Source organism: Streptomyces speibonae (assembly GCF_984686075.1).
In genome coordinates this window covers 83,010-104,830 of record NZ_OZ480260.1, presented here as the reverse complement: position 1 = coordinate 104,830, position 21,821 = coordinate 83,010, and the positions used below count along the sequence as shown (strand labels likewise).

The window sequence follows — 21,821 nt, the reverse complement described above, 5'->3', positions numbered from 1 at the left end:
GGAACGCGACTGCGGGGACCATGGAGGAGTGGGGACAAGCAGCAGGATGCTTGTCCCCCGGGGATGGCGTCGATGACGGTCAGGCGGACTTGCGCCGCTCGAGCCGGTTCACGGTCACACCGTCGCGCAGCTCGTCCAGGCCGCCCCCGTTCACCTCGCCGGCCAGCGGAGCGAGTACCGCGGACGCGGACAGCGCCACGGCCTCGCGCAGCGCGTCCGGTACGGGCATGCCGTCCCGCAGGGCACGGGCGAGGGCGGCGACTGCCGCGTCGCCGGCCCCGGTCGGGTTGCCCTGCACGGCACGCGCCGGACGGGCGGCCCAGGTGCCGTGGGTGTCCACGGCGAGCATGCCGTCCGCACCGAGCGAGACCACTACGCGCTCGGCGCCGGCATCGCGCAGCGCATGGGCGGCGCGCAGCGGGTCGGATATGCCCGTGGTTTCGACGATCTCGCTGACATTGGGTTTGAGCAGGGCCGCGCCGGCGGACGCGGCCTCGATCAGGGCCGACCCGGAGGTGTCCACCACCACCGGTGTGCCGCAGTCGCGTGCGAGCCCGATGAGCCCGGCGAGCGTGCCGTCCGGCGTGGCGGAGGGCACGCTTCCGGAGATGACGAGGACGGCGGTTCCGGCCAGTTCCCGTTCCAGGAGCCGCCGCAGGCGCAGGTGCCCGTCCGGCCCCGGGTCATGGCCCGCCTCGTTGAACATGGTGGTGTCGCCGTCGGCCACGCTGACGACGGCCACCGTGCACCTGGTCGGCACGGTGACCACGACGAGGGCGTGCGGTATCCCCGAACTCTTGAGCTCTTCGCTGAACATCGTGCCGGTGGGCCCGCCCACAGCGGCCACGGCCAGGGTCGGGCAACCGAGCTGGTGCAGCACGCGGCTGACGTTCAGTCCCTTGCCACCGGCCCGGTGGCGTGGGGCGTGCACCCGGTGCGTGGTGCGGGGCACGAGGCCCGGGACGGTGTAGGTCAGGTCGAGCGCCGGGTTGGGGGTCACGGTGGTGATCACCGCTGGACTCCCCTGGAGCGAGCGGCCGAGTTCTGCTGGGCCGTGGTGGCGGGCTCCGGCTCGTCCTCCGGCTCATCCTTGGGCCCGTCCTGCGACCCGAGCCGGACCCCGACTCGTTCCCAGGCGAGCAGACCGGCGCCGAGCAACCCGGCCCGGTCTCCGAGCCGCGCGAGCTGCAACTGCGGTCGTCGCTGAAGAGTGAGTCTGGCGTCCAGCCGACGGCGCAGTGGTCCCAGCAGGGCTTCCCCCGCCCGGGACAACCCGCCCCCGATCAGTACGACTTCCGGGGCGACGAGAGCGGCGGTGGCGGCCAGCACGCCGGACAACGCCTCCACCGCCTCGCCCCACACCGCTGCCGCGTCCTCGTCCCCGGCGGCCATCCGCTCGGCGACATCGGATGCTCCGCCCACCGGCCGCCCGGTGCGCTCGGCGTACCGTTTGCAGATCGCCGCCGCGGAGGCGACCGTCTCCAGGCAGCCGGAGCCACCACAGGCACACGGCACGCCGCTTCCCACGTCGATGTGCCCGATCTCGCCGGCCCAGCCCTCACCCGCGTAGGCGTGTCCATCGAGGACGAGCGCCGCGGCGATGCCGGTTCCGATCGGCACGAACACCACGTCGCGTCGGCCGCGCCCCGCACCCAGCCGCTGCTCGGCGGCACCGGCGGCGCGGACATCATGGTCGAAGGCCACGGGAAGGCCGGTGGCGGAGGCCAGGAGCTCGGCGAACGGGACGTCGCGCCAGCCGAGGTTCTCCGAGTACCGGGCAACGCCGGCGGCGGCGTCCACGAGACCCGGTACGACGACCCCCAGCGCCACCACGGACCTGGACCGGGCCTCGGCGGCCGCCCGCAGATCCCCGGTCAGGCCGACGAGGCACTCCGTCACCGCCGTGGCCGTCGCCGCGCCGTCCCCGGGCACCACCGGAGTCGGCACGGTGCGGGCGTGCTGAATCCGACCGCGGGGGTCGACCAGACCGGCCTTGATGCCGGTGCCGCCGACATCGCAGGCGATGACCAGGCCGGCCGAGACGTCGGAACGGCCGGCGGGCACATGGGGGTGTCCGACCGGCGGGTGCGTGGAGCCGTGCATGGTCTCACCTTCCCTCTCGGTCCGCCGCGGGCGTTCGCGGGGCCACGGGGTCTTCGAGGATGACGGAGCGGCTCAGATTGCGCGGAGCGTCAGGGTCGAGTCCGCGCGCCCGCGCACGCTCCAGCGCGACACGCTGGACCAGCACCAACTCGGCCAGGGGGTCCACGTCGTGCTGGACGAACAGCGCACCGGTCCGCTCGACCTCACCCGCCAGACCCTCGGGCGCCGCACCGAACATCCAGGTGGCACGGCCGGGGGCCGCGATCGAGATCGGACCGTGGCGGTACTCCATGGCCGGGTACGCCTCGGTCCAGCTCTGCGATGACTCGCGCAGCTTCAGGGCGGCCTCATTGGCCAGGCCGGTCGTCCACCCGAGGCCGAGGAACGTGAACTGCTCGGCGGTGATCCAGGCGTCCTCGACCGGACGGCGCAGTGCCTCCTCGGCGTCCTTCACCGCCGCCGTGACGTCCCACCCCATGTGGGCCCGCAGCAGCGTGAGCGCCGTGGTGGCGAAGCGGGTCTGCACCACGGAGCACTCGTCCGCGAACGGCAACCGCACCACGGCGTCCGCGGCGGAGGTCATCGGACTGTCCGGGTCGCCGACGACAGCGACCGAGGGGATCCGCCCCCGGGCCTCGTCCAGGACCTCGAGCACCTCGGTCGTGGTGCCGGAGCGGCTGATGGCCACCACCGAGTCGTAGCTGCGGCCGGTGAGGGGCGCCTCGGAGGCCGCGAACGCGTCCGTCACCCCGTACCCCGACGCCTCCCGCAGCGCCGCGTAAGCCTGCGCCATGAACCACGAGGTACCGCAGCCGACGACGGCCACCCGCTGCCCGGCGGCGGGCAGAGGACATGACGGCTCTGCGGCAAGACGCGCCGCCGCACGCCACGTCTCCGGCTGACTGTCGATCTCCTGCGCCATGAACTCAGGGGGACTCACGGATGACCTCACTTCGATCCTGTGATTGAAGATGCTCTAAAACCGTACCTTGCAATCACATATGAGCGCCAGGCTCCCGCTTCTCCGCGCACGGGGGAGCCAGGGTGACGACGCTGCCGGTGGCGCGGGCCTCCTCGGCCGCCCATACGACCCGGTGACTGGCGAGGCTCGCCGCCGCGTCCGACTTGAGAAGGCGCGGGTCGCCGGTCGCGACGGCCTGCAGGAACGCGTCCACCAGCGCGTCGTCGCCTCCTCCGTGCCCGTCGGCCGCCGAGGCGCCGGCGGTGGCGCCGGTGTCGATCGTCTCCTCCGCGCCGGTCCGGAAGTCGACCAGGCGGATGGTCGTGCCGTTCCCGTCGAGGAAACCGTGGGTGCCCAGCAGTTGAGTGCGCCGGTGCTCCATCGGCGTGAAGGCGCTCATGGTGAACGAGCAGGTCGCGCCGTCGCCGAACTCCATGGCGACCACCTGGTGATCCACCACGTCGTTGTCGCAGGCGTAGACGCAGCGGCCGTAGGGGCCGGTGCGCAGAGCCTCCAGCACGCCCTCTTCGGTGTGGTCCTCGGTGACCGCGGACAGCGGCCAGAACGCGCTGTCGGGGTCGGTGAGGCAGTCGAGGTAGAGGCGTTTGGCGGAATACGGGCAGCTGCTCTCGACCATGCAGTCGAGGCATCGCTGTGCCGCCCCTCGGGGGGCGGCCTCGGCGCGGAAGTGGGACAGGCTGCCGAACGAGTTGATCCGCTGCGGCGAGCGGCCGAAGAGGTACATCAGCCAGTCGATGTCATGGCAGGACTTGCTGAGCAGCATGGGCGCCGAGGTGTCGGAGCGTCGCCAGTTCCCGCGGACGAAGGAGTGCGCCTGGTGCCACCAGCCGACGGGTTCCAGGTGCTGGACGCTGACCAGACGGCCTATGCGCCCGTCGTCGAGGAGACCTTTGAGTACCTGGGTGTAAGGGGTGTAGCGCAGCACGTGGCAGACAGCCAGCATGATCTCGTTGCGCGCGGCCGCCTCCGCGATGACCGCGGCTTCCTCGTCCCCGGGGGCCATGGGCTTCTCCAGGAGTACGTGATATCCCTGGTCGGCCAGCCGCACGGTGGGCCCGGTGTGCAGCCGGTCCTGGGTGGCGATGATGGCGGCGTCGGCGAGCGGCCCGTCCGCCGCCAGTTCCGTCCAGTCGGCATATGCGCGCTCCGGCGGGACCGCGAACTCCCGGGCCGCCGCCGCACGCCGCACCGGATCCGGCTCGGCCAGAGCCACCACCCGGCCCGCGTCAGTGGCGTGGGCCCGGCGCGCGTAGGTCTGTCCGCGCAGCCCGGCACCGACCAGAACCAGGGTCACCTGTGACATGAGATCCCTCCCTCTTTATGATGGAGACCATCATTATTGGCGCGGGGTAGCGGCCTCAAGAGGATGTGGTGACCGGGATGACGAGTGGTGGTGACCTCTCCCAGCTCCGCCGGCTGAACTCGCTGGCGCTGATCACGGCTCTGCGTGAAGAGCCCGCACAGACGCTGACCGGCCTCTCCCGGCGGACCGGGCTGTCCAGGGCATCCACCGAGGACGTGGTCCGTGACCTGGTCGAACGCGGTTGGGTGGCCGTCGTACCGCCTGCCGCCGGCACAGTGGGTCGACCTGCCCGCCGCTACCGCTTCCGGGCGGACGCCGGCCATGTGCTGGGCATCGACATCGGCGGTCACAAGATCCTGGCTGTGGTCGCGGATCTGGACGGCACCGCGGTGCACAGCAGCCGCGCCGCCGTATCGCCTTCCCTGGGCCGCGAGGAACGACTCGCGGCGCTGGACTCAGTGGTGGGACAGGCGCTGGCCGGCGCGGGCCTGGCTGCCGAGGACGTGTGGGCGGTGGGCGCGGCCACGACCGGCCTGGTGGACGGCGCGGGCCGGGTGCTGCTCTCCGAGGCGCTCGCCGAATGGACCGGTATGGACCTGGCCGCCCATCTGCGCCGCTTGGTGGGCGCGCCTGTACTGGTGGACAACGACTGCAAGCTGGCCGCGCTCGCGGAGTCCTGGCGCGGCGCCGCCCGCCACGCCAAGGACGTCGTGCTCATCCAGGCCGGTCTGCGCACCGGCGCCGGCCTGATCATCGGCGGCAGGCTGCACCGCGGGTTCGGCAACGCGGCCGGGGAGCTCGGCGCACTGCCCGCGGCCGGCTGGATGCGCGCCCAGGAGCATCTGAGGTCCTGGCCGGGCGCCGACCCCTCGGCCGATGAGGTCGACGTGGCCGGGGCGGTCTTCGAAGCGGCCCGGGCCGGCGACCGCAAGGCCAGGACGGCCGTACGCCGCTACGTACGGGAAGTAGCCGTGGGGGCGGCGGCGCTGGTGCTGACGCTCGATCCGGAACTGGTGGTGCTGAGCGGCGGCTTCTCCCGCTCGGCGGACCTCATCGCCGACCCCCTGAAAATCGAACTCGACCGCTGGTGCATCCGCACGCCCGAGGTCCGGATCTCGGAGTTCGGCGACGAGGGTGTGGCCCTCGGAGCAGTGCGCCTCGCACTCGACCACGTGAGCCGTGACATACACGAACGAGGCGCCATGGAGGGGCCCGCCCTCTTCTCCCGTGGTCGTGGCGTCTGAGGGTGTCGCTGTGTCCTCCGCCGGACGGTGGAGCTGTCCTCCTTCCGGGTGGGGATCCGCACGGCCCGGCTGCCTGCCAGGCTCGCATGGACCTGGTGGCGGATGCCGCGGTGCGTGAGCCGCGCGGTTTCGATCCCGGGTTGCACCGCTGTTGAAGCGGTGCTGTCCAGGGGACGGATATGAAGGCGATGTCGACCGACAAAGTGAATGACCAAAAGCAAGTTCCAGCTGAGCTCTGGGAGAAAACAGGACGCGTGGCCGCTTACGGGGCGGCCATCGCCATGACGCCGTATCTGCTCATCAAAATATCCTGGGTGGGCGGCTCGCTTCTCGGAATCGCCCCTGTGGGCGCGGGTTACACCCTGTTCGAATGGGTCCTTCTGAACGCCGTGACCATAGGCATGGCCACAGCCGGGATCGCTTTGGCGCTCGCGCTCGTGCGCCCGTGGGGGATGAGGTTGCCCGGCCGGCTGGTGGCCGCGACTGCCTGGGTCGGCTGCGGGTTCCTCGTATCGGTGCTGCCGTTCGCTCTCATCGCCACTGCCCTGCACAAGGGGACGGAGGAGGCTCCCGGTTCGGATGAGCCGGCGATGCCGCTGTGGGAGGGAGTGCTCGTGCAGATGAGTTTCGTCGGTATGGGCCTCGGACTGGCGGTCGCCTTGCCGTCGTACATGCGCCGACGTTGGCCGGTGGCCTTCGCGGCGCCGGTCGCCGACCGTCCCGTGCGGTATGTGGAGGGTGCGGCGGCTCTTGCCGCCGCCGTAGGGCTGGTCTGGCTCTACTGGGCCGTGGGCGGCGCTTGGGGCATCGCGCATGCCGAACGGCGCGACACCTCGTGGCGCATCCTGACGGGTGTGGGAGCCGTGTGGGCACTCGCCGGCGCGATCGGACTCTGGACGATGCGGCGCGTGACGCGGCCGTCGCCGCCGGTCTCCAGGAGCAGCGGGGGTACTGCTCATCGGTGGGTTCATCGTCCGCTGCCTGTCCACACCAGCCCCACTGCTTCGGCTACGGCTCCTGCACGACCGCACCTTCGCTGCCGGACTCGCCATCATGCTGCTGTTTCCCTGTGGCTACTTCGGCTCGATGCTGCTGACCCCGATGTACTACCAGACGGTCCGGGGCCTGAGCGCCGCGTCCGGTCTGCTCGGAGTCCCTCTGGCGGTTGCCGTGGGCATCGCCATGCAAATCGCCACTCGGCGGATGGATCGTGTCTCCCCGCGACTGGTCATCGTCTCCGGCATCATTGTCGCCGCGCTCGGGCTGTCCTTGTTCACCACGCAATTGGGCCCAGCCACTTTCTACTGGATCCTGTGTGCAGCGATGGCGGTGTCGGGCGTGGGCGTCGGTATGGTCCTCATGCCCGTCAACACCACGGCGACACGCGACTTGGCCGCTGCCGACGTCCCCTCGGCCACCACCCTGCTGCACATAACCTCACAAACAGGGTCAGCAATCGGGATTGCCGCGATGTCCGTCGTACTCACGTCGCACTCGACCGCTGTGGCGGGCTCAGCCCGGGCCGCCGACGCCTACCAGTACACCTACTGGTGGGCCGTCGCGCTCCTTGCCCTCGCCACAGGGCCCGCGCTGCTCCTGCCCACCGGGAAGGAGGACGGTTCTCACAGAGGGGCACCTGCTCTGCTAGCGGCAGAGCGGCGGCTGGATTGTGTTTGATGAAGATTACGGTCCGGTCTTATGGCGGAGGTTGCGACGCGTGCGGTCGAGTATTGGGCCGATGGTTTGACGATGATTGGGTATCTCGCGCTTCCGGCGGGTGGTGACGACTGCCGGCCGGGGGTGCTGTTCGGGCCGGAGGGTTTGGGCCTCAGTGATGTCGAGCGTCGCCGGGCCGATGTCCTCGCCGGGATGGGGTATGTGGTGTTGGCCTTCGACCTTCACGGCGGGCGTTATCTGGCTGATCCCGGGGAGATGCTGGCCCGCTGCATGCCGCTGCTCGGTGATCCTGACCGGATGCGGGGTATCGGGCGCGCGGCGCTCGGCGTGTTGTGCGGTGAACCGCGGACCGACCCCGTCCGGATTGCCGTCATCGGTTATGGCACCGGGGGTGCCGTCGGGCTGGAACTGGGGCGTGATGGTGTCGGTCTGTGCGCGATCGGGACAGTCAACGCGATCACCACGGGCCGGCCGGGTGAGGCGGCGCGCATTCGCTGCCCGGTGTGGGCCGGGGTCGGGTCGGAGGACCCGATCATGCCGCCCGGGCAGCGGGATGCGTTCATCGCCGAGATGCAGGCCGCGGGCGTCGACTGGCGCCTTACGGTCTACGGCGGCGCCTTGCACGCCTTCCACCATCCGCCGGTCGGCCACCCCACAGTCGATGGCACCGGCTACCACCCACGGCACGCGCGGCGCGCCTGGCGTGACGTCCTTGATCTGCTCGCCGAGTGCTTGCCTGTCACGGGGGGCCCAGGGGAATGATCCGGGCGGGCAGGCCGGTGCCGGCCTGATCGGCACCGGACACTGACCGGTTGTCACAGTGCGCACCGCGCAACGGCATGCGGGTGGCCGCCTGCCCTCGTCGGCTGCTTCCAGCGTACCGGGAAGGCCCTGGCGTTGGGCGCGGTCGGGATGAGCGAAGACGGCTCGGCTGCTCGCTTGCGGCGGCCGGACCCGAGGTGTTCCGGTCGCCGTTCGGCTGGGTGGGGCGCCTCCTTGGCAGAGGGGCACGGCCAGGAGGCAGAGGTGTCGGTGTGCAAACGGCGCCTGTCGCGACGTCAGCCGGCGTGGTCCTGGCGCTTGTTGGCGAGGAAACGCGCCTTCTTCTCGCGGTTCCCGCAGGTGTTCATCTCGCACCATCTGCGCGTGGCGCCCCGACTGGTGTCGAAGAAGGCGGCCCGGCACGTCGGGGACGCGCACAACGCCATCCTCCCCTCGCGCGCGCCCGAGACGATGTCGACCGCGTCGGCGGCGATCACGCTGAGGGCGTCCTCGACGGAGGCGGAACCCAGGTGCCACTCGTGCTCGCCCCGGGGCGAGAGGACCGCTGAGGCATGGCCCCCCGTACTGCGGTCGTTGATGACCTGGATGGCTGCGGCGGGAGGGGGAGCCTGCGTCGCCACGGCGGTAGCGGCCTTGTGGATCGCTTCACGTAGTTGCCGGGCGTGTTCCAGCTGGGAATCGCTGCACGAATCGACCTTGAGCCCGTTGACCGCCAGCCAGTCGACCAGCCGCTCCGGGACGGGGATGCGCTCGACGGGCTCACCGCAGCGTTCCGTGAGGGTCGCCGTGAAGCTGGTCGCCAGCACCTTGCCGAGACGGAACTCGGGGAATCGCTTGACGGGCATGGAACCACCCTAGCCGGTTGCCCTGCCGAGAACAAGCAAGCGAACTGCTCCAGACGGTTCGCGCTGCACGTCGCGGCCCTGACGGGGTCGAAGGCGATTCGGAGGCCTGGCAGCCGCTGGTCCCTCGTCGGGCCGGCCTCCGGTGTGCTGCCGGCGCGGCACCCCAGGGGCGTGGAACCGGCTAGGCCGGTTGCCTCAGGAGTCACCGGCTGATAGAACCGTCTCAGGTGGTTCACCCCTGGACTTCGTGACGCCCTCGGGAGCCGGTCCTGAGTGCCCTGCGGCCCCCCCCCCCCGTGCGGCGCACGCACGTCGCGCCGGGCTCGCGGACAGAAAGACCGGCAGCGGTTCGGCAGTCCTGCCGGGCGTCGTCGCAAGGGTCCTCCTCCTGCTGCGCTCACCGATGAAGGCCAACTGAGACGAGGTCTGCCATGACCGGAAGTGTCCTTGCCCCGCCACGGTCCACCGCCGTGTCGAAGAAGGTCCTCTTCCCGCTGCTGCTGGTCCCCATGTTCCTGGGCGGTGTGGACTCCACACTGTTCAACTCCGTGGCCTACGACCTGCCGGTCCTGACCGACTCATGGCGCCTGTGGTTCATCGACGGGTACACGATCGCCCTCGCTTCCTGCGTCGTCCTCGGCTCGCGTCTGGGCGCACGCCTGGGCCCCGGCGTCACCCTGGCGGCCGGCCTCTTCGTCTTCGCCCTCGCGGGGGCGAGTCCCGCACTGCTGGACACGGCAACGATGTGGACGGCGAGCCGGTTCATCCAGGGATTCGGCTACGCGCTGATCGTCTCCAGCGTCGCCTCGGTCATCGGCGGACTGCCCGGGACCTCGGAACGCACCCTCGGCTACTCCCTGTGGATCACCACGTACGCCATCGGAGCCGGGGCAGGGCCCCTGACCGGCCGGGTCTTCGTCGGCATGGACGCCTGCACGGTGCTCTTCTGGCTGCCCGCCGCCGTTGCTCTGGTGTGCGCGGCGCTCGCCATCGCGCTGCTGCACGGCATCACGCTCGGACAGGCCTCATCGACCAACGCCGACGTCACCTCCTCCGCCCTCGCCTTCGTGGGCTTCGGACTCTTCGTGGCCGGACTGCAGAGCCAGGGCGCCGCGTTCGAGCGCCTCCTCGCCACGGCCGCGGGCTGCCTGATCCTGGCAGTCTTCTGCACGCGGCAACTCCGCTCGCGCGACCCGCTGATCGACGTAGGAATGCTCAGCTTCTCCCGGCTCGGCGCACCCTCCGTCGCGCTCGTCGTGAGTTCCGCCTGTTACACGGGATCGGTCCTTCTGTTCAGCGCGGAGGCCGACTCGCTCCTGTCGGTCCTGCCGATTTCGGTCCTGGCCCTGTGGGTCTCCCTCGGCGGGTTCGCGTTCCACAAGGTCCAGGCCCGCTGCACCGCGGTGCACATGCTCCAGGCCGGCCTGGCCACCTGCGCCGTCGGCCTCATCGTGGCCGCCTTTGCCGGCCTGTGGTCCGCCAGTTTCCTTCTCGGCCTCGGTGTCGGTGTCTCCATGGCCTCCGGCGACGCCTACCTGCTGGGCAGCGTCCCGCCGAAGGACGTCGCGCGCGCCGCGGCGCTCCAGGAGACGGCCCTCGCGGTGGGTGCGGCGCTGGGCGTGGCCTGCTTCGGCGGCCTCTTCGCCGCCACCGGCTCGGTCGTAGGGACGGCCGTCATCGCGGCCGTCGTCATCGCCGTCGTCGCGGCGACGCTGCGCTGCAACCGGGGCATCCTCACGGCGTGACTCAAGCGCCTCGACGGTCACAGGGGCGGCCACCGGCGTTCCGCGATCCGGAACCGCACCACCGCGGTGGACAGCTGAGGGTGTACGGACTGAGCCTGCCGCGGAGCAGCCTCACAACAGTGTCACGGCAGCTTCGCCGGGGCGTTCTCCACAGCAGTGACCCCCATGGTGGCCGGCTCCATGTCCGCCGACGAGACCAGGACTGCGTCATGGATTCTGTGGATGAGTGTGTCCGACGGGTTGGTGATGACTTCTTCCAGCAGGCGGGCGGTGGCCTGGCCGAATTCGTACGGTCGCAGGTTCAGTACCGCATCGTAGGTGTGAGAGAAGTGGTCCATCGAGCTGACCATTGTGGCAATGCCGACCCTGCGCCCGGTTTCCTTGCGGAGATGCTCAAGCTGTATTTCCGCCCGGGTGGCGATGTCCTGCCATGCGAAGAAGATCGCGTCGACCTCCGGGTCGCGCAGGATCTCATCCAGGGTTGCCGCGAGCTCGGCGTTGTCCGGGAAGGGGACCGCGGCGGCCGCGCGCTCACGCAGGCCCCGTCGTTTGCACCATTTCCTGTATCCGGCGTGCAGCTGGTGCGACCACGACAGTGGATCGCCGGGGACGGGACTCACCAACGCGGGGTTGGAGAAGCCAAGCCCTTCCAGTTCGTCGAGCACGACCCCGCACATGCGTTCGTGCTCGATCTCGACGAAGCCGGCCAGACGGTCCTCCGGGATGTCGGAGATCCGGCCGGCGGTGACGATCGGCACCGGCAGGTCCATGAGGCTGCTGACCACAGGGTCCCCGGGCAGCGCATCGACGATCATCACGCCGTCGAGCTGCTGGGCCGGCGCCACTGCGCCGTCTCTCGGCGTGATCAGGGTGAGGTCGTTCTCGTACTGCGACGCCTCCTGGGCAACGCCGAAGGTGAACGGCATGTAGAACCACATGCTGCGAACCTGCGGGGGGATGTAGAGCCCTATGGCACCGCTGGACCGGGTCCTGAGCTGCCGGGCCGCCCGGTTCGACACGTAGCCGTACTCGCGCGCGGCTTCCCTCACACGCCGGCGCGTCGTCGCTGCGACCCGTCCGGAACCTCTCAGTGCATCTGCAACCGTGGTCTTGGAGAGCCCGAGACTCTCCGCAAGATCGACGATGGTCACCGGACGGGACTTCATGACCGCACGATACCAATCGTCATCGCTTGTTGATGAGCGTGAGCGACCCTTGACACCTGGAGGCTGGATAGCGCAGCCTGAACCGCGTCGGAACGTTCCGGCAACAGGGTTCGCTTCCACCCCTCCGCGACTTCGCCGAGGAGCGTTTCGGATGTCCGATCGCCGGAGGCCAGAACCCCTCAAGACCCCTGAGGTGAGCGAGGGGTCATTCACTTCTGGCAGGTGCCGGAACGTTCCGGCATATGGGGACTGGAGTCACGCATGAACATGCTGCTGGCCTACGGAGGCGTCGCCGCCTTCATAGCCCTGATCATCTGGGTGATGGAGCGGACACGCCATCCCGACGCCACCTTCAGTGAGTACGCCACGGCGGGGCGTTCCTTCAACGCCACCTACGGAACGATGGCGTTCGTCAACACCTGGTTGCCGGGGACGGTGTTCATCTCCTTCGCAGGACTCGCCGCCAGCGGCGGAGTGATCGGTTTCTACCTCGTCGTGTACTCCATGGCGGCCATCGCGCTGATGTACGCGCTGGCGCGGCCGGTGCACGACTGGGGCCGGAAGTTCGACCTGCGCACCCAGGCCGACCTGCTGGGCATGCGCTACGGCTCCCGAGCCGTCCGGGTGGTGGCCTCACTGATCGGCATCGTGGCGACTCTCCCGTGGATCGTCCTGGGCATGCAGTCCCTCGGGCTCGTCTTCTCCTACCTGTCCTTCGGGCGCGTAGGGCCGATCTGGGCAGTGATCATCAGCGTCGGCGTCATCGGATTCCGGCAGATCTGGACCGTCAAGTACGGCATGCGCGGTGTGATGATCAGCGATCTCGTACAGGGAATCTTCGCCTACCTCATCGGCACCGTCATCGCACTCGGCATGCTCACCTGGCTGCTGACGAACGGGCACGGCTTCGGCGCCGTCCCGTCCGGACGCTACTCCCTGCCCGGCCCGGGCAGTGAACTCGGACCGCTGTACGCGCTGTCGATCGTCCTCACCGGCGCCGCGGGCAGCTGGTGCTGGCCCGACATCTTCGTCCGGCTGTTCACCGCAGACAGCGTGAGAACGATTCGACGGACGGCCCTTCAGGCCACACCCATCATCTTCGTCTTCAGCACTGCGGTGTGCATGGTCGCCTTCCTCGCCGGCAGCGTGAAGGAGGTGGCCGCCGCACCCGATGATGTCTGGTTCATCCTTGCTGAACGAGGCGGCCTGGTGGTGCTGACGGCCGCAGCGATCTGCGTGGTCGGCGCGACTCTGGGCAACGTCGGAGCGAACCTGCAAGCCCTGGGCGCGCAGAGCGCCAACGACTTCATCGGCGTGATCCAGCACCGCCGCATCGAGAACCCCGCCGTGGGACGCTGGTCGGTAGCGATCATCACGGCCATCTGCGCGGTCGCCGCGTTCTTCACCGCCTCGGCGACCACCGGCCTGATCACCTGGGCCCTTGTCGCCTACCAGGGGATTGTTCAGCTTGCTCCGACCCTGTTCTTCGGCATCTTCTGGAAGCGCGGAACCGCGCCGGCGGCTGTTGCAGCCATGACCAGCGGTTTCATCACCGCAGCGGTATTGCAGGGGATATACCCCCTCTCGATCCCGTGGCTGGCCGGTCTGACCTCCGGAGTCGCAGCCCTGGCGGTGAACATCGCCGTCTACGTCCTCATCTCCTTGGTCAAGCCCCAGTCACTCGGTGAGCGTGAGCGGATCGAGCAGCTCTGGAAGGTTCACCGAGGCGAGACCGAGGGGACGCCCGAGCGTGTGTGAGCCCAGCGCCTTCGAGGGCTGTGCGACCCCAACCGATCGGTATCAGAACTCGATCAGTGCCTGTCGCGACTTCGGTAACCACACCGAGACCTCCCCGGACACCATCGCCGAGCTCCTCCAGCCGGCGGAAGCACTTGGCGCGCTCACCGCACGGGCGACCATGCGGCCGGGGGAGGCGCGTGGCCCACTCGCCGGCGTACCGTTCGTGGTCAAGGACAACATCGACGTCGCGGGACTTCCCACGACGGCCGGCACCCCTTCCCTCGACCGCAACCTGCCAGTCCAGAGCGCATCAGTGGTACGGCGCCTGGTGGACGCCGGCGCCCTTGCCGTGGCCAAGACGAACATGCATGAGCTGGCCCTGGGCGTCACCAGCAACAACCCCACGTTCGGGCCCGTGCGCAATCCTGCCGACAGGGTCCGGACCGCCGGAGGATCCAGCGGTGGCAGCGCCGCCGCAGTGGCCGCCGGTTCCGTACCGTTCGCCCTCGGTACGGATACCGGCGGTTCGGTCCGCATCCCGGCTGCCTTCTGCGGCATCGTGGGCTTCCGCCCCTCGACCGACCGCTACCCGAGCGACGGGGCCGTCAGCGTTTCATGGACCCGGGACACCGTCGGGATCCTCGCCAACACGGTCCGCGACATCATCGCCGTCGACCATGTGATCCACGGAGACACCTACAGCGACGCCCCCATGGCATCACCACGCCGCCTGGGCATGCCACTGGACCTGTGGCGAGACCTCGACCCAGTGGTCGAACAGAAAGCCCATGCAGCGCTCGACACCTTGTCCCACCACGGCGTAGAAGTAGTGCCCATTGTCCTCGGAGCACTCCGGGACGCGGTATTCGAGGCCGGCATCGCCATCCTGAACTACGAGAAGGCCCGCCTCCTGCCCGCCTACTTCAACCGCGTGCTGGACACGGGCGGCAGACAACTCGACCTCGCGGGAGTGGCCGGCCTGATTGCCTCGCCGGACGTGCGTGACCTCGTGTCCGAGGCAGCACAGTCACCCGTGTCCCACACCGAATACGAGCACATGCAGAGCCTGTGCGACACGCTGCGCTCAAGCCTCCGTCGCGTCTTCGCGGCCACAGGTGTCGAAGCCTTGGCCTATCCCACGGTCGTGACCACCGCTCCGGTCACCGGCGAGGACCGAGTACTCACCCACAACGGCCGTACAACGGATCTCCTCCGCACGATCGTTGCGAACACCACCCAGTCCACGGTCCTCGGCACACCGTCCATTTCACTGCCGGTCGGTGGCTTCACGGCCGGACTGCCGGTCGGCATCTCGTTGGAGGGCCTGCCAGGACAGGACGCCGAACTGCTCCACACCGCTTGGTCGGTGGAGGCGCTGCTGGCTGCGGATCCGGAAGGCCGGGGGTGAGCCCCGCAAGGCTCTCCTGAAGGCGGTGCAGCCCAGCAGACTCGACGTCCTGGGCGGCACCCGTGAAAACCCTCCGCACGGCAGCTGTTCCACCCGCCGCATCGCCCAGGGGCGGAGACCTTGGGCTCAGGCACCGTCGAAGACGGTGCCTGAGAAGCTGTTGTCTTTCCGAGTGTGATCAGTGGGTTTCCGCAGGTCGTGGATGGGTGCGGTAGGTCCGTGAAAGTAGTGGCCTGTCACGTTGTCGTTCCGTGGGAGGCCGTGAATGCCCTCGATCATCGGACTGCTGGAACAACAGGAACATGCTGCTCGACGCCGGGTCGACGGGCTTCGTGAGGAAGCCGACCGCGTCCAGGCCGAGTTGGCCGCGGCCGAGGAGGAATTGCGGGAGTGGTTGATCGCCCGGCGGCGAGTCGACACGGTTCTGGCTCCCGACGGAGCCGCCGGTGCCGGCGTTCAGGACGCTGCCGGTCCGCGGGAAGCGGGCGGGTGGCCGACATCCCGTGATGCGGCCCGGCCGAAATCGCAGGTGCCGGTGTGGCGTGCGGGGATGGCCTCGTCGGTGCTGTCGGTCGACTACCAGCGGATCGTTCAAGCAGTCGCGGACCGGGCCCGTCTGGAGCAGGGGCCTGTGACGTGCCAGGAAATGGCCGCGGGGTTCGGCATGGACGTGGTGCCGGCACGGGTGGAGGCATTGCGGTCGAAGGCGAAACGCCTGGTCGCCCGGGGCTGGCTGGCCGAGCCCACTCCCGGACAGTTCACCCTCGCTCCCGGTGCGGCCGGGCCAGGCGACGGATCATGAGGGCGGTCATCGACCAGTAGATCATCACCTCGGCACTGGTGACACGGCGCTCGAAATCGCGGGCCAGGCGGCGGCTGCGCATCAGGTGCGCGAACAGACGCTCGACGATCCACCGCTTGGGCAGCACCACGAACCCCTTCACGTTGTCGCTGCGCTTGACGATCGCCACCACCAGGGCGAACGTGGCCAGGCAGTGCTCGACGAGGCTGCCGGTGTAGCCGCCGTCGGCCCAGACGAGGGCCAGGCGGTGGTGGGCAGCGGCAACCTGTTCCAGCAGGACGCGGGCAGCGGCCCGGTCGCCGGCATCCGCGCCGGTGACCATGACGCCGAGCAGCAGGCCGAGGGTGTCGACCACGACGTGCCGTTTGCGGCCGTTGACCAGCTTCCCGCCGTCGAAGCCACGACTGTCGGCGCCGACCACGGCGTCCGCCTTGACCGACTGCGAATCGATCATCCCGGCCGTCGGCCGGGGATCCCGCCCCGCCTTCTCGCGGACCTGCCCGCGCAGCCGGTCGTGGAACTCCCGGACCAGGCCGTGGTCGCGCCAGCGGCGGAAGAACGCGTAGACCCGGTCCCACGGCGGGAAGTCGACCGGCATCGCCCGCCACTTGATCCCGTTGTCCACGAGATAGGCGATGGCGTCCAGCATCGCCCGGTGGCAGTACGCCTCCGGCTGCCCGCCCCGGCCGCGCATCCAGCCAGGCTCCGGCAGCAGCGGCCGCACCACCGCCCACTCCGCGTCCGTCATGTCACTCGGGTAACGGCGCTCGTGCAGCGCATGGTCGGCAGCGTTTCCGAACCGGTGAGCCAGACAGTCACACTCCCGGGTGCCCGCGGTGGACTGCACAGGCATCGGCACGCAAGACTGCGACACCAGGGCCTCCTGATGCTCGGTGATTCGACACCAGCGAGCTGTTCAGGAGGCCCTCCTCTCATGCGCCGAGCACACCACGACCACCCGATCGGGACGACCGTTCGATCACCAAGTCCCGAGAACGGTACGACAACGGCTTCTGAGCCATGGACACATACGCCGTTCACGAAGGTGGCCAGGACGTCGATGGCGCCGATGCGGGCGCTCTCCACCTCGACGGGATCCTCCGAGAGAAGTACGAGATCCGCGTACTTGCCCGGGGTGATGCTGCCGCGAGTGTTCTCGTCGTGACTGGCCCACGCTGCGTCGAGGGTGTACGCGCGCAACGCCTGCTCAGCGGTTACCCGCTCGTCGGCACCGAGTACGGCGCCTTCCGAACTGAGGCGTTCCACCATCGACTGCATACCGAGCAGAGGGGCTCCCGGCGCGACCGGTCGGTCGGAGCTGCCGGGCACCCGTATACCCCGCTCCAGGAATGACCTTTGGCGGTACATCCACCGAGTGCGTTCGGGACCGAGCGTCGCAGCCATGGCGTCGCCGACCGCGTGGAGGAAGCGCGCCTGTGGCACCGGGACGACGCCGAGTTCGGCGTAGCGGTCGAGCTGGTCGGGCCGGACAACGCCGGAGTGCTCGATACGGTGCCGTATGCCGGGCCGGGGCGCGGAGGACTGGGCGTCGGCAAATGCGTCGAGGGCGAGATCCACGGCGCTGTCGCCGATGGCATGGGCGGCGACTCGCCAGCCGGCCCGGTGGGCGGCCACGATCCGGCGGCGCAGTTCGTCGGGGCTGTCCTGGTAAACGCCGCTCGTGTGGTGCTGGCCGCAGAAGGGCTCCGACACAGCGGCGGTGCGGCCTATGAGTGATCCGTCGAGCCAGATCTTCATCGGCCCGAGCCGCAGCCAGTCGTCACCGAACCCACTGTGCAGTCCCAGGTCGATTCCCGTGGTGATGCCGTCGTCGGCGTGCGCGTGCAGCGCATGCAGGTTGTCGGCGGCCACCATGAGCTCCGCCCGGAGAGGCAGGACGCCGCGGTCGCGGGCCAGCTGGTAGGCAGCTGCCTCGACCGGGCTCCGGCCGATGAGACCGAGGCCGATCCCGGCCTCGACGACGTGGGTGATTCCCTCCGCCACGTAGACGGCGCCGGCGCGGGAGACGGCATCCACGAGATCGGCCACCGGACAGGGCAGGACGAGCGCCGACACGAGGCTCTGGGCGCGTTCCTGCAGCACCCCGGTCGGCGAGCCGTTTTTGTCCCGCACGACGACGCCGCCGTCGGGCTCTTCGGCCGAGCCGTCGAGGACGTTGGCCAGCCGCAGGACCTCGCTGCTGACAGCGCACATGTGTCCGGAGCGGTGCTTCAGCCACACCGGCCGCCCGCCGGAGGCCCGGTCCAGCCCCAGGCGGTGGGGATGGCGGCCCATGACGGTGTCGTCGTAGCCGGATCCGACGATCCACGCGTGGGCGGGCAGCGCCGCCGCTTGGCGGGCGACAGCGTCGTACACCTGCTCCACCGTGGAGTAATTGTCAAGAGTTGTGGATCAGCGGGGTTGTTCAGGCCGCGGCGGCCTCGGGGCGTTCGATGAGGTGACCGTTCTCGAAGCGGGCGCCGGCGCGGACGAGGGCGACGAGTTGGGGTGCGGTGATCGCACGCCATCGGGCCTGGGCGGACTCGGCGAGTTTGAACACCATCGCCAGGGCGGCGGCCGCGCTGCCTGCTCCGCGGGTGACCTTGGTCCGGAGCTTCACCGTGCTGAAGGTTGACTCGATCGGATTTGTTGTGCGCAGGTGCACCCAGTGTTCCGCCGGGAAGTCGTAGAACGCGAGGAGTTCGTCGACGTCGTCGGTGATCTTCTTGACGGCCTTGGGCCACTTCGCGACGTAGGACCGCTCGAAGTCCTTGACCGCCTTCATGGCATGGCCGCGGTCCTCGGCGTTGTAGATCTCCTGCAGGGCCTTCTTGGCGCCGGGCTGAGCCGACTTCGGCAGGGCGTTGATCACGTTGCGGGTTTTGTGAACCCAGCACCTCTGCTGTCTGGCCTGCGGAAACACCTCTGCCAGCGCCCGCCACAGGCCCATCGCACCGTCGCCGACCACGAGCTCGGGGTCGCGCATGCCACGCCGCCGGCAGTCGCGCAGCAGGTCCGCCCACGACTCGGTCGACTCGCGCAGGCCCTCGGCGAGCGCGATGAGTTCCTTGGTGCCGTCCAGGCGGACGCCCATGAGGACCAGGACGCAGGAGTGCACCTGGCCGAGGCGGACCTTGGGGTGGACACCGTCGGCCCACACGTAGACATAGTCGGATCCGGACAGGTCACGGGCCTGGAAGGCGGCGTGGTCGTCCTGCCACTGCTTCGTCAGCCGGGTCACCGTGGCCGGCGAGAGCCCGGCCGCTGAGCCGAGGAACTGCTCCATCGCGGGCACGAAGTCGCCCGAGGACAGTCCGTGCAGGTAGAGCAGGGGCAGGACCTCGCTGACCTTCGGGGATTTCCGACACCACGGCGCCAGGATCTTCGACGAGAACCGCTTGCGCTCGCCCGTCTCCGTGTCGACACGCTTGTCGTTGACCCGGGGCGCCCGCACCTGGACCGGGCCGGCGGCAGTGGTCACGGTCCGTTCGCGGTGGTGGCCGTTGCGGACCACCAGGCGGCGGCCGTTCTCGTCGCGTTGACCGGCCAACTCGGCTATGTACTGGTTGACTTCGGCTTCCAGGGCGGCGGCGAGCATCCGCCGGGCGCCCTCACGGACGATGTCGTCCATCAAGGAGCCGGTCTCGGTGGATCCCTCGTCGTTGACTACGCTGAGCACGGGCGTGCCTTCCCGACCCGCGCTGCAACGCGGGCCTACTCGATGACCATCAGTCGATCACTCGGGAAGGTACGCCCTCCGCATTCCGCGAGGCACCCCTCCCGAGGCCGATCCACAGGTCTTGAACATTGCTCTCCGCAACAGGTGTGCGCAGTACATCGGCGGGGCGCGCCGTCGAGCCCTCTGAGAGGTCATTTCCTGTGACGGGTGCAGAGCTCGATCGGGTCACCGTCGTACCGCCACGGCCACTTCGTGGCCAGGCCCGATGCACCGTGCAGAGCAGTGGCCGCCTCCCTGGACCGACGCGCCTGGACCAACGCGTAGGCAAGCAGATTGATGTCGGCGACTGCTGAGGCATGGCGCAGGAACCCGGGCCGCAGCCAGCGCTGTGTCGTGTGGTCGAGCAGTTCGAGGATGTGAGGTTGCGACCAGCAGAGGCCCGCTCCCCTTCCCTGGAGACCGCGGACGGAGCGCTCGCGGTGAGACTGCCGCACAGCGGCCTCGACCGGCAGGCAAGCGCCTGTTCCGGCGGGCCATTGCCCACAGCGTGCCCAATGCCTTCTACACGGTCGAGCTCGCGGCGGCGGTCGCCGAGCGGATCGCCGCGAAGGCCGGCGTCGCACCGACGGCGGAGGGGCTGCTGTCCCTACCGCCCCTGGCTCTTGTGGCCGCCTCCGACAAGGTCGCCGCCCAGTGCAGGGCCGTCCCCGTGGCGGCGATCCATGCCTATGACCCGGTGATCTTCCAACCCGTCGTCGACGGTGAGGTCCTGCCTGCGGACCCGCTCCGCCTGATCGCCTCCGGAGCGGCACGAGACGTGGACCTACTCGCATGCCACACGTTGGAGGAATGCTGGTTCCTCCACGCGGTCGGAGCCGTCCGGGAAGTCACCAGCGAGGCAGAACTGGAAGAGTTCGCCAAAGCCCTGCGCCTGCCGGCCACCTTGGTCAACGACTACCGGACGTCCATGCCCGGCGCACCGGTGCTCGACCGCTACCTCTCGATGTTCGGCGACGCGAAGTTCGGCGAGTACACCACCCGCCTCGCCGAGCACCATGCGAAAGCGGGCGGCCGGTCCTATCTGGCCCGCTTCGCCCGCAGGCGCGCAGACGCCCGGCCCTGGCACAACGCGGACATCCCCTTCGCGTTCGGCAACCTGGACGCTCTCGGCGCCGAATTCCTCACCGGCGGCCCGCCCGATGAGCTCGATCACGCCCTCTCCCGGCGCATGCTCCGCTCCTGGGCCGGCTTCGCCGCCACCGCCGATCCGGGCTGGCCGCCCGTCACCGCCACAACCACGCCGGTCAGGTCTTGGGCGGTCCCTCGGGACGACCTGACCGGCGACGACACGTCCCCCTTCCGCGCCCCTTGGCGGAACATCAGGTTCGACCCGTTGTACCCAGTGCTGTGACCGGTCGGGATAGTTGTCGCGCCGCACGTGCTGTGTGTCGCTCGTAGGTGGGCGAAGCTCGGTGCGACTGTGGAGATGGGCATGCCCCGGACGATCCGGTCCGGGGCGATGTGGCCTGGGCACTTCTGCGGACCATCATGTGATGCTGCCGAATGAGCTGGTGAGCTCATCCATACCGGTTGGCGCGGGCCTCACGACTTTCAGCACCTTTTCCCGATCTTCATTGCTCGCGCCCGCTCTCCGCTGTTCTCCGGGCGGATGCGATCCGCCAGGCAGCCCCGGTGGGAGATGATGGTGTGGCTCCCTGGGCCGTCGCTGCTGCGCGAGTCCAGGACGAGGGCGTCTCCACCTGGGCTCAAATTGACCGGTTCACCACAGAAGTCGCAACTCCAGATCAGCGACTCCAGGTCGGCAGGTCGTATGGTGAGCCGCACGGATACCGGCGGATGCCAGCGGTGGATTTGCTGGATCACTGCATCAATCTGTGAACCTACGGGTGGAAAGAGCGCGAGGAGTTCGTCATGGCTGTTCGTTGTCCGGGAGAACTGCTGGATCATGTCGATAGAGGCCGACAGACCAGCGTTGTCGTAACCAACGATCTCAACGAGCACACCCCACGGCTGATGGCTGAGGATTTTGGCCTGCACCTTCTGGCCGGGCATGAGCGCCAGACTCTCCGTCTCGAACCTGTCCATGAACCGTCTCCCCGTCCCTCAGCCCCGGCAGGCCGCGCCTGGTGACGCTCATGCCCATGTGCCGTCGACGGCGGAGCTGATCACCGTGCTCAACACTTGCAAGGCCTCATCGTAGGGGTGACAGCGGAACTGGAACGGACCGAATGCCGCATGGTCACGGGCCTTGCGGTGCGGTTGCTCAAAGGCGTCCCAGGTCACGAAGTCGGCCGTCGCGGTGACGGAGGCCATGAGGGGCCGG

Annotated in this window: 19 protein-coding genes; 8 read left to right on the top strand and 11 right to left on the bottom strand. The window is 69.3% G+C overall.

Annotated elements, in window-relative coordinates:
* Positions 1-79: 79 nt before the first annotated feature.
* The 4 genes from AC5L3C_RS00315 to AC5L3C_RS00300 form a co-directional block, all read right to left on the bottom strand.
* On the bottom strand, positions 80-1,012 hold the full coding sequence (locus tag AC5L3C_RS00315; protein ID WP_493646227.1) for a 1-phosphofructokinase family hexose kinase: 933 nt from the start codon (positions 1,010-1,012) through the stop codon (positions 80-82).
* Entirely contained in the window at positions 1,009-2,103 is a 1,095-nt protein-coding gene (locus AC5L3C_RS00310) for an ROK family protein (protein ID WP_493646226.1), read from the bottom strand. Before AC5L3C_RS00310 ends, AC5L3C_RS00315 begins: the two co-directional genes overlap by 4 nt.
* A gap of 4 nt (positions 2,104-2,107) precedes the next feature.
* Positions 2,108-3,025, bottom strand: a complete 918-nt coding sequence (locus AC5L3C_RS00305; RefSeq protein ID WP_493653703.1) for an SIS domain-containing protein — start codon at positions 3,023-3,025, stop codon at positions 2,108-2,110.
* 73 nt (positions 3,026-3,098) lie between these two features.
* Positions 3,099-4,388 (bottom strand): Gfo/Idh/MocA family protein, encoded by a 1,290-nt coding sequence (locus AC5L3C_RS00300; RefSeq protein WP_493646225.1) that lies wholly within the window; start codon positions 4,386-4,388, stop codon positions 3,099-3,101.
* Between the two features lie 77 nt (positions 4,389-4,465).
* On the opposite strand from AC5L3C_RS00300, the gene AC5L3C_RS00295 reads away from it, so the two are divergent.
* From AC5L3C_RS00295 to AC5L3C_RS00285, 3 genes are all read left to right on the top strand, one after another.
* Complete coding sequence (locus AC5L3C_RS00295) at positions 4,466-5,632, top strand: ROK family transcriptional regulator (RefSeq protein WP_493646224.1); 1,167 nt, start codon at positions 4,466-4,468, stop codon at positions 5,630-5,632.
* A 951-nt stretch (positions 5,633-6,583) separates the two neighbouring features.
* The gene (locus tag AC5L3C_RS00290; RefSeq protein ID WP_493653701.1) at positions 6,584-7,309 is read left to right on the top strand and encodes an MFS transporter; all 726 of its coding nucleotides are present in this window, start codon (positions 6,584-6,586) and stop codon (positions 7,307-7,309) included.
* Between the two features lie 21 nt (positions 7,310-7,330).
* Positions 7,331-8,071: a dienelactone hydrolase family protein gene (locus AC5L3C_RS00285; protein WP_493646223.1), complete on the top strand. Its 741-nt coding sequence runs from the start codon at positions 7,331-7,333 to the stop codon at positions 8,069-8,071.
* Positions 8,072-8,367: 296 nt separating this feature from the next.
* Here the strand turns inward: AC5L3C_RS00285 and AC5L3C_RS00280 are convergent, their stop codons facing one another.
* Entirely contained in the window at positions 8,368-8,937 is a 570-nt protein-coding gene (locus AC5L3C_RS00280; protein WP_493646222.1) for a CGNR zinc finger domain-containing protein, read from the bottom strand.
* Positions 8,938-9,368: 431 nt separating this feature from the next.
* On the opposite strand from AC5L3C_RS00280, the gene AC5L3C_RS00275 reads away from it, so the two are divergent.
* Entirely contained in the window at positions 9,369-10,682 is a 1,314-nt protein-coding gene (locus AC5L3C_RS00275; RefSeq protein WP_493646221.1) for an MFS transporter, read from the top strand.
* 122 nt (positions 10,683-10,804) lie between these two features.
* On the opposite strand, the gene AC5L3C_RS00270 is transcribed toward AC5L3C_RS00275, so the two are convergent.
* A complete protein-coding gene (locus AC5L3C_RS00270; protein WP_493646220.1) occupies positions 10,805-11,848 on the bottom strand; it encodes a LacI family DNA-binding transcriptional regulator in 1,044 nt (347 codons plus the stop codon).
* Positions 11,849-12,109: 261 nt separating this feature from the next.
* Here AC5L3C_RS00270 and AC5L3C_RS00265 point away from each other — a divergent pair, with 261 nt between their 5' ends.
* From AC5L3C_RS00265 to AC5L3C_RS00255, 3 genes are all read left to right on the top strand, one after another.
* Positions 12,110-13,606, top strand: a complete 1,497-nt coding sequence (locus AC5L3C_RS00265) for a sodium:solute symporter family protein (protein ID WP_493646219.1) — start codon at positions 12,110-12,112, stop codon at positions 13,604-13,606.
* Positions 13,607-13,766: 160 nt separating this feature from the next.
* The gene (locus tag AC5L3C_RS00260) at positions 13,767-14,996 is read left to right on the top strand and encodes an amidase family protein (RefSeq protein ID WP_493653700.1); all 1,230 of its coding nucleotides are present in this window, start codon (positions 13,767-13,769) and stop codon (positions 14,994-14,996) included.
* Between the two features lie 265 nt (positions 14,997-15,261).
* Complete coding sequence (locus AC5L3C_RS00255; protein ID WP_472094515.1) at positions 15,262-15,798, top strand: hypothetical protein; 537 nt, start codon at positions 15,262-15,264, stop codon at positions 15,796-15,798.
* Here AC5L3C_RS00255 and AC5L3C_RS00250 read toward each other — a convergent pair.
* The 3 genes from AC5L3C_RS00250 to AC5L3C_RS00240 are packed head-to-tail and all read right to left on the bottom strand — an operon-like array spanning position 15,755 to position 19,477.
* On the bottom strand, positions 15,755-16,546 hold the full coding sequence (locus AC5L3C_RS00250; protein ID WP_472094517.1) for an IS5 family transposase: 792 nt from the start codon (positions 16,544-16,546) through the stop codon (positions 15,755-15,757). The two genes, AC5L3C_RS00255 and AC5L3C_RS00250, sit on opposite strands and share 44 nt — an antisense overlap.
* Positions 16,543-18,183, bottom strand: coding sequence for an amidohydrolase (locus AC5L3C_RS00245; RefSeq protein WP_493646218.1), 1,641 nt, complete (start codon positions 18,181-18,183; stop codon positions 16,543-16,545). Before AC5L3C_RS00245 ends, AC5L3C_RS00250 begins: the two co-directional genes overlap by 4 nt.
* Before the next feature lie 40 nt (positions 18,184-18,223).
* Positions 18,224-19,477 (bottom strand): IS256 family transposase, encoded by a 1,254-nt coding sequence (locus tag AC5L3C_RS00240; protein ID WP_493646217.1) that lies wholly within the window; start codon positions 19,475-19,477, stop codon positions 18,224-18,226.
* Positions 19,478-19,865: 388 nt separating this feature from the next.
* Between AC5L3C_RS00240 and AC5L3C_RS00235 the strand changes: the two genes are divergently transcribed.
* The gene (locus AC5L3C_RS00235; protein WP_493646216.1) at positions 19,866-20,888 is read left to right on the top strand and encodes a carboxylesterase family protein; all 1,023 of its coding nucleotides are present in this window, start codon (positions 19,866-19,868) and stop codon (positions 20,886-20,888) included.
* Between the two features lie 200 nt (positions 20,889-21,088).
* On the opposite strand, the gene AC5L3C_RS00230 is transcribed toward AC5L3C_RS00235, so the two are convergent.
* Both AC5L3C_RS00230 and AC5L3C_RS00225 read right to left on the bottom strand, forming a co-directional pair.
* On the bottom strand, positions 21,089-21,583 hold the full coding sequence (locus AC5L3C_RS00230; protein ID WP_493646215.1) for a hypothetical protein: 495 nt from the start codon (positions 21,581-21,583) through the stop codon (positions 21,089-21,091).
* 48 nt (positions 21,584-21,631) lie between these two features.
* On the bottom strand, positions 21,632-21,811 hold the full coding sequence (locus tag AC5L3C_RS00225; protein WP_493646214.1) for a hypothetical protein: 180 nt from the start codon (positions 21,809-21,811) through the stop codon (positions 21,632-21,634).
* Positions 21,812-21,821 lie beyond the last annotated feature (10 nt).

Coding starts and splice junctions, on each gene's coding strand:
- AC5L3C_RS00230 (WP_493646215.1), bottom strand. CDS start 21,583: ATGGACAGGTTCGAGACGGAGAGTCTGGCGCTCATGCCCGGCCAGAAG.
- AC5L3C_RS00295 (WP_493646224.1), top strand. CDS start 4,466: ATGACGAGTGGTGGTGACCTCTCCCAGCTCCGCCGGCTGAACTCGCTG.
- AC5L3C_RS00225 (WP_493646214.1), bottom strand. CDS start 21,811: ATGGCCTCCGTCACCGCGACGGCCGACTTCGTGACCTGGGACGCCTTT.
- AC5L3C_RS00310 (WP_493646226.1), bottom strand. CDS start 2,103: ATGCACGGCTCCACGCACCCGCCGGTCGGACACCCCCATGTGCCCGCC.
- AC5L3C_RS00255 (WP_472094515.1), top strand. CDS start 15,262: ATGCCCTCGATCATCGGACTGCTGGAACAACAGGAACATGCTGCTCGA.
- AC5L3C_RS00270 (WP_493646220.1), bottom strand. CDS start 11,848: ATGAAGTCCCGTCCGGTGACCATCGTCGATCTTGCGGAGAGTCTCGGG.
- AC5L3C_RS00285 (WP_493646223.1), top strand. CDS start 7,331: ATGGCGGAGGTTGCGACGCGTGCGGTCGAGTATTGGGCCGATGGTTTG.
- AC5L3C_RS00265 (WP_493646219.1), top strand. CDS start 12,110: ATGAACATGCTGCTGGCCTACGGAGGCGTCGCCGCCTTCATAGCCCTG.
- AC5L3C_RS00250 (WP_472094517.1), bottom strand. CDS start 16,546: ATGACGGACGCGGAGTGGGCGGTGGTGCGGCCGCTGCTGCCGGAGCCT.
- AC5L3C_RS00305 (WP_493653703.1), bottom strand. CDS start 3,025: ATGGCGCAGGAGATCGACAGTCAGCCGGAGACGTGGCGTGCGGCGGCG.
- AC5L3C_RS00260 (WP_493653700.1), top strand. CDS start 13,767: ATGCGGCCGGGGGAGGCGCGTGGCCCACTCGCCGGCGTACCGTTCGTG.
- AC5L3C_RS00300 (WP_493646225.1), bottom strand. CDS start 4,388: ATGTCACAGGTGACCCTGGTTCTGGTCGGTGCCGGGCTGCGCGGACAG.
- AC5L3C_RS00280 (WP_493646222.1), bottom strand. CDS start 8,937: ATGCCCGTCAAGCGATTCCCCGAGTTCCGTCTCGGCAAGGTGCTGGCG.
- AC5L3C_RS00275 (WP_493646221.1), top strand. CDS start 9,369: ATGACCGGAAGTGTCCTTGCCCCGCCACGGTCCACCGCCGTGTCGAAG.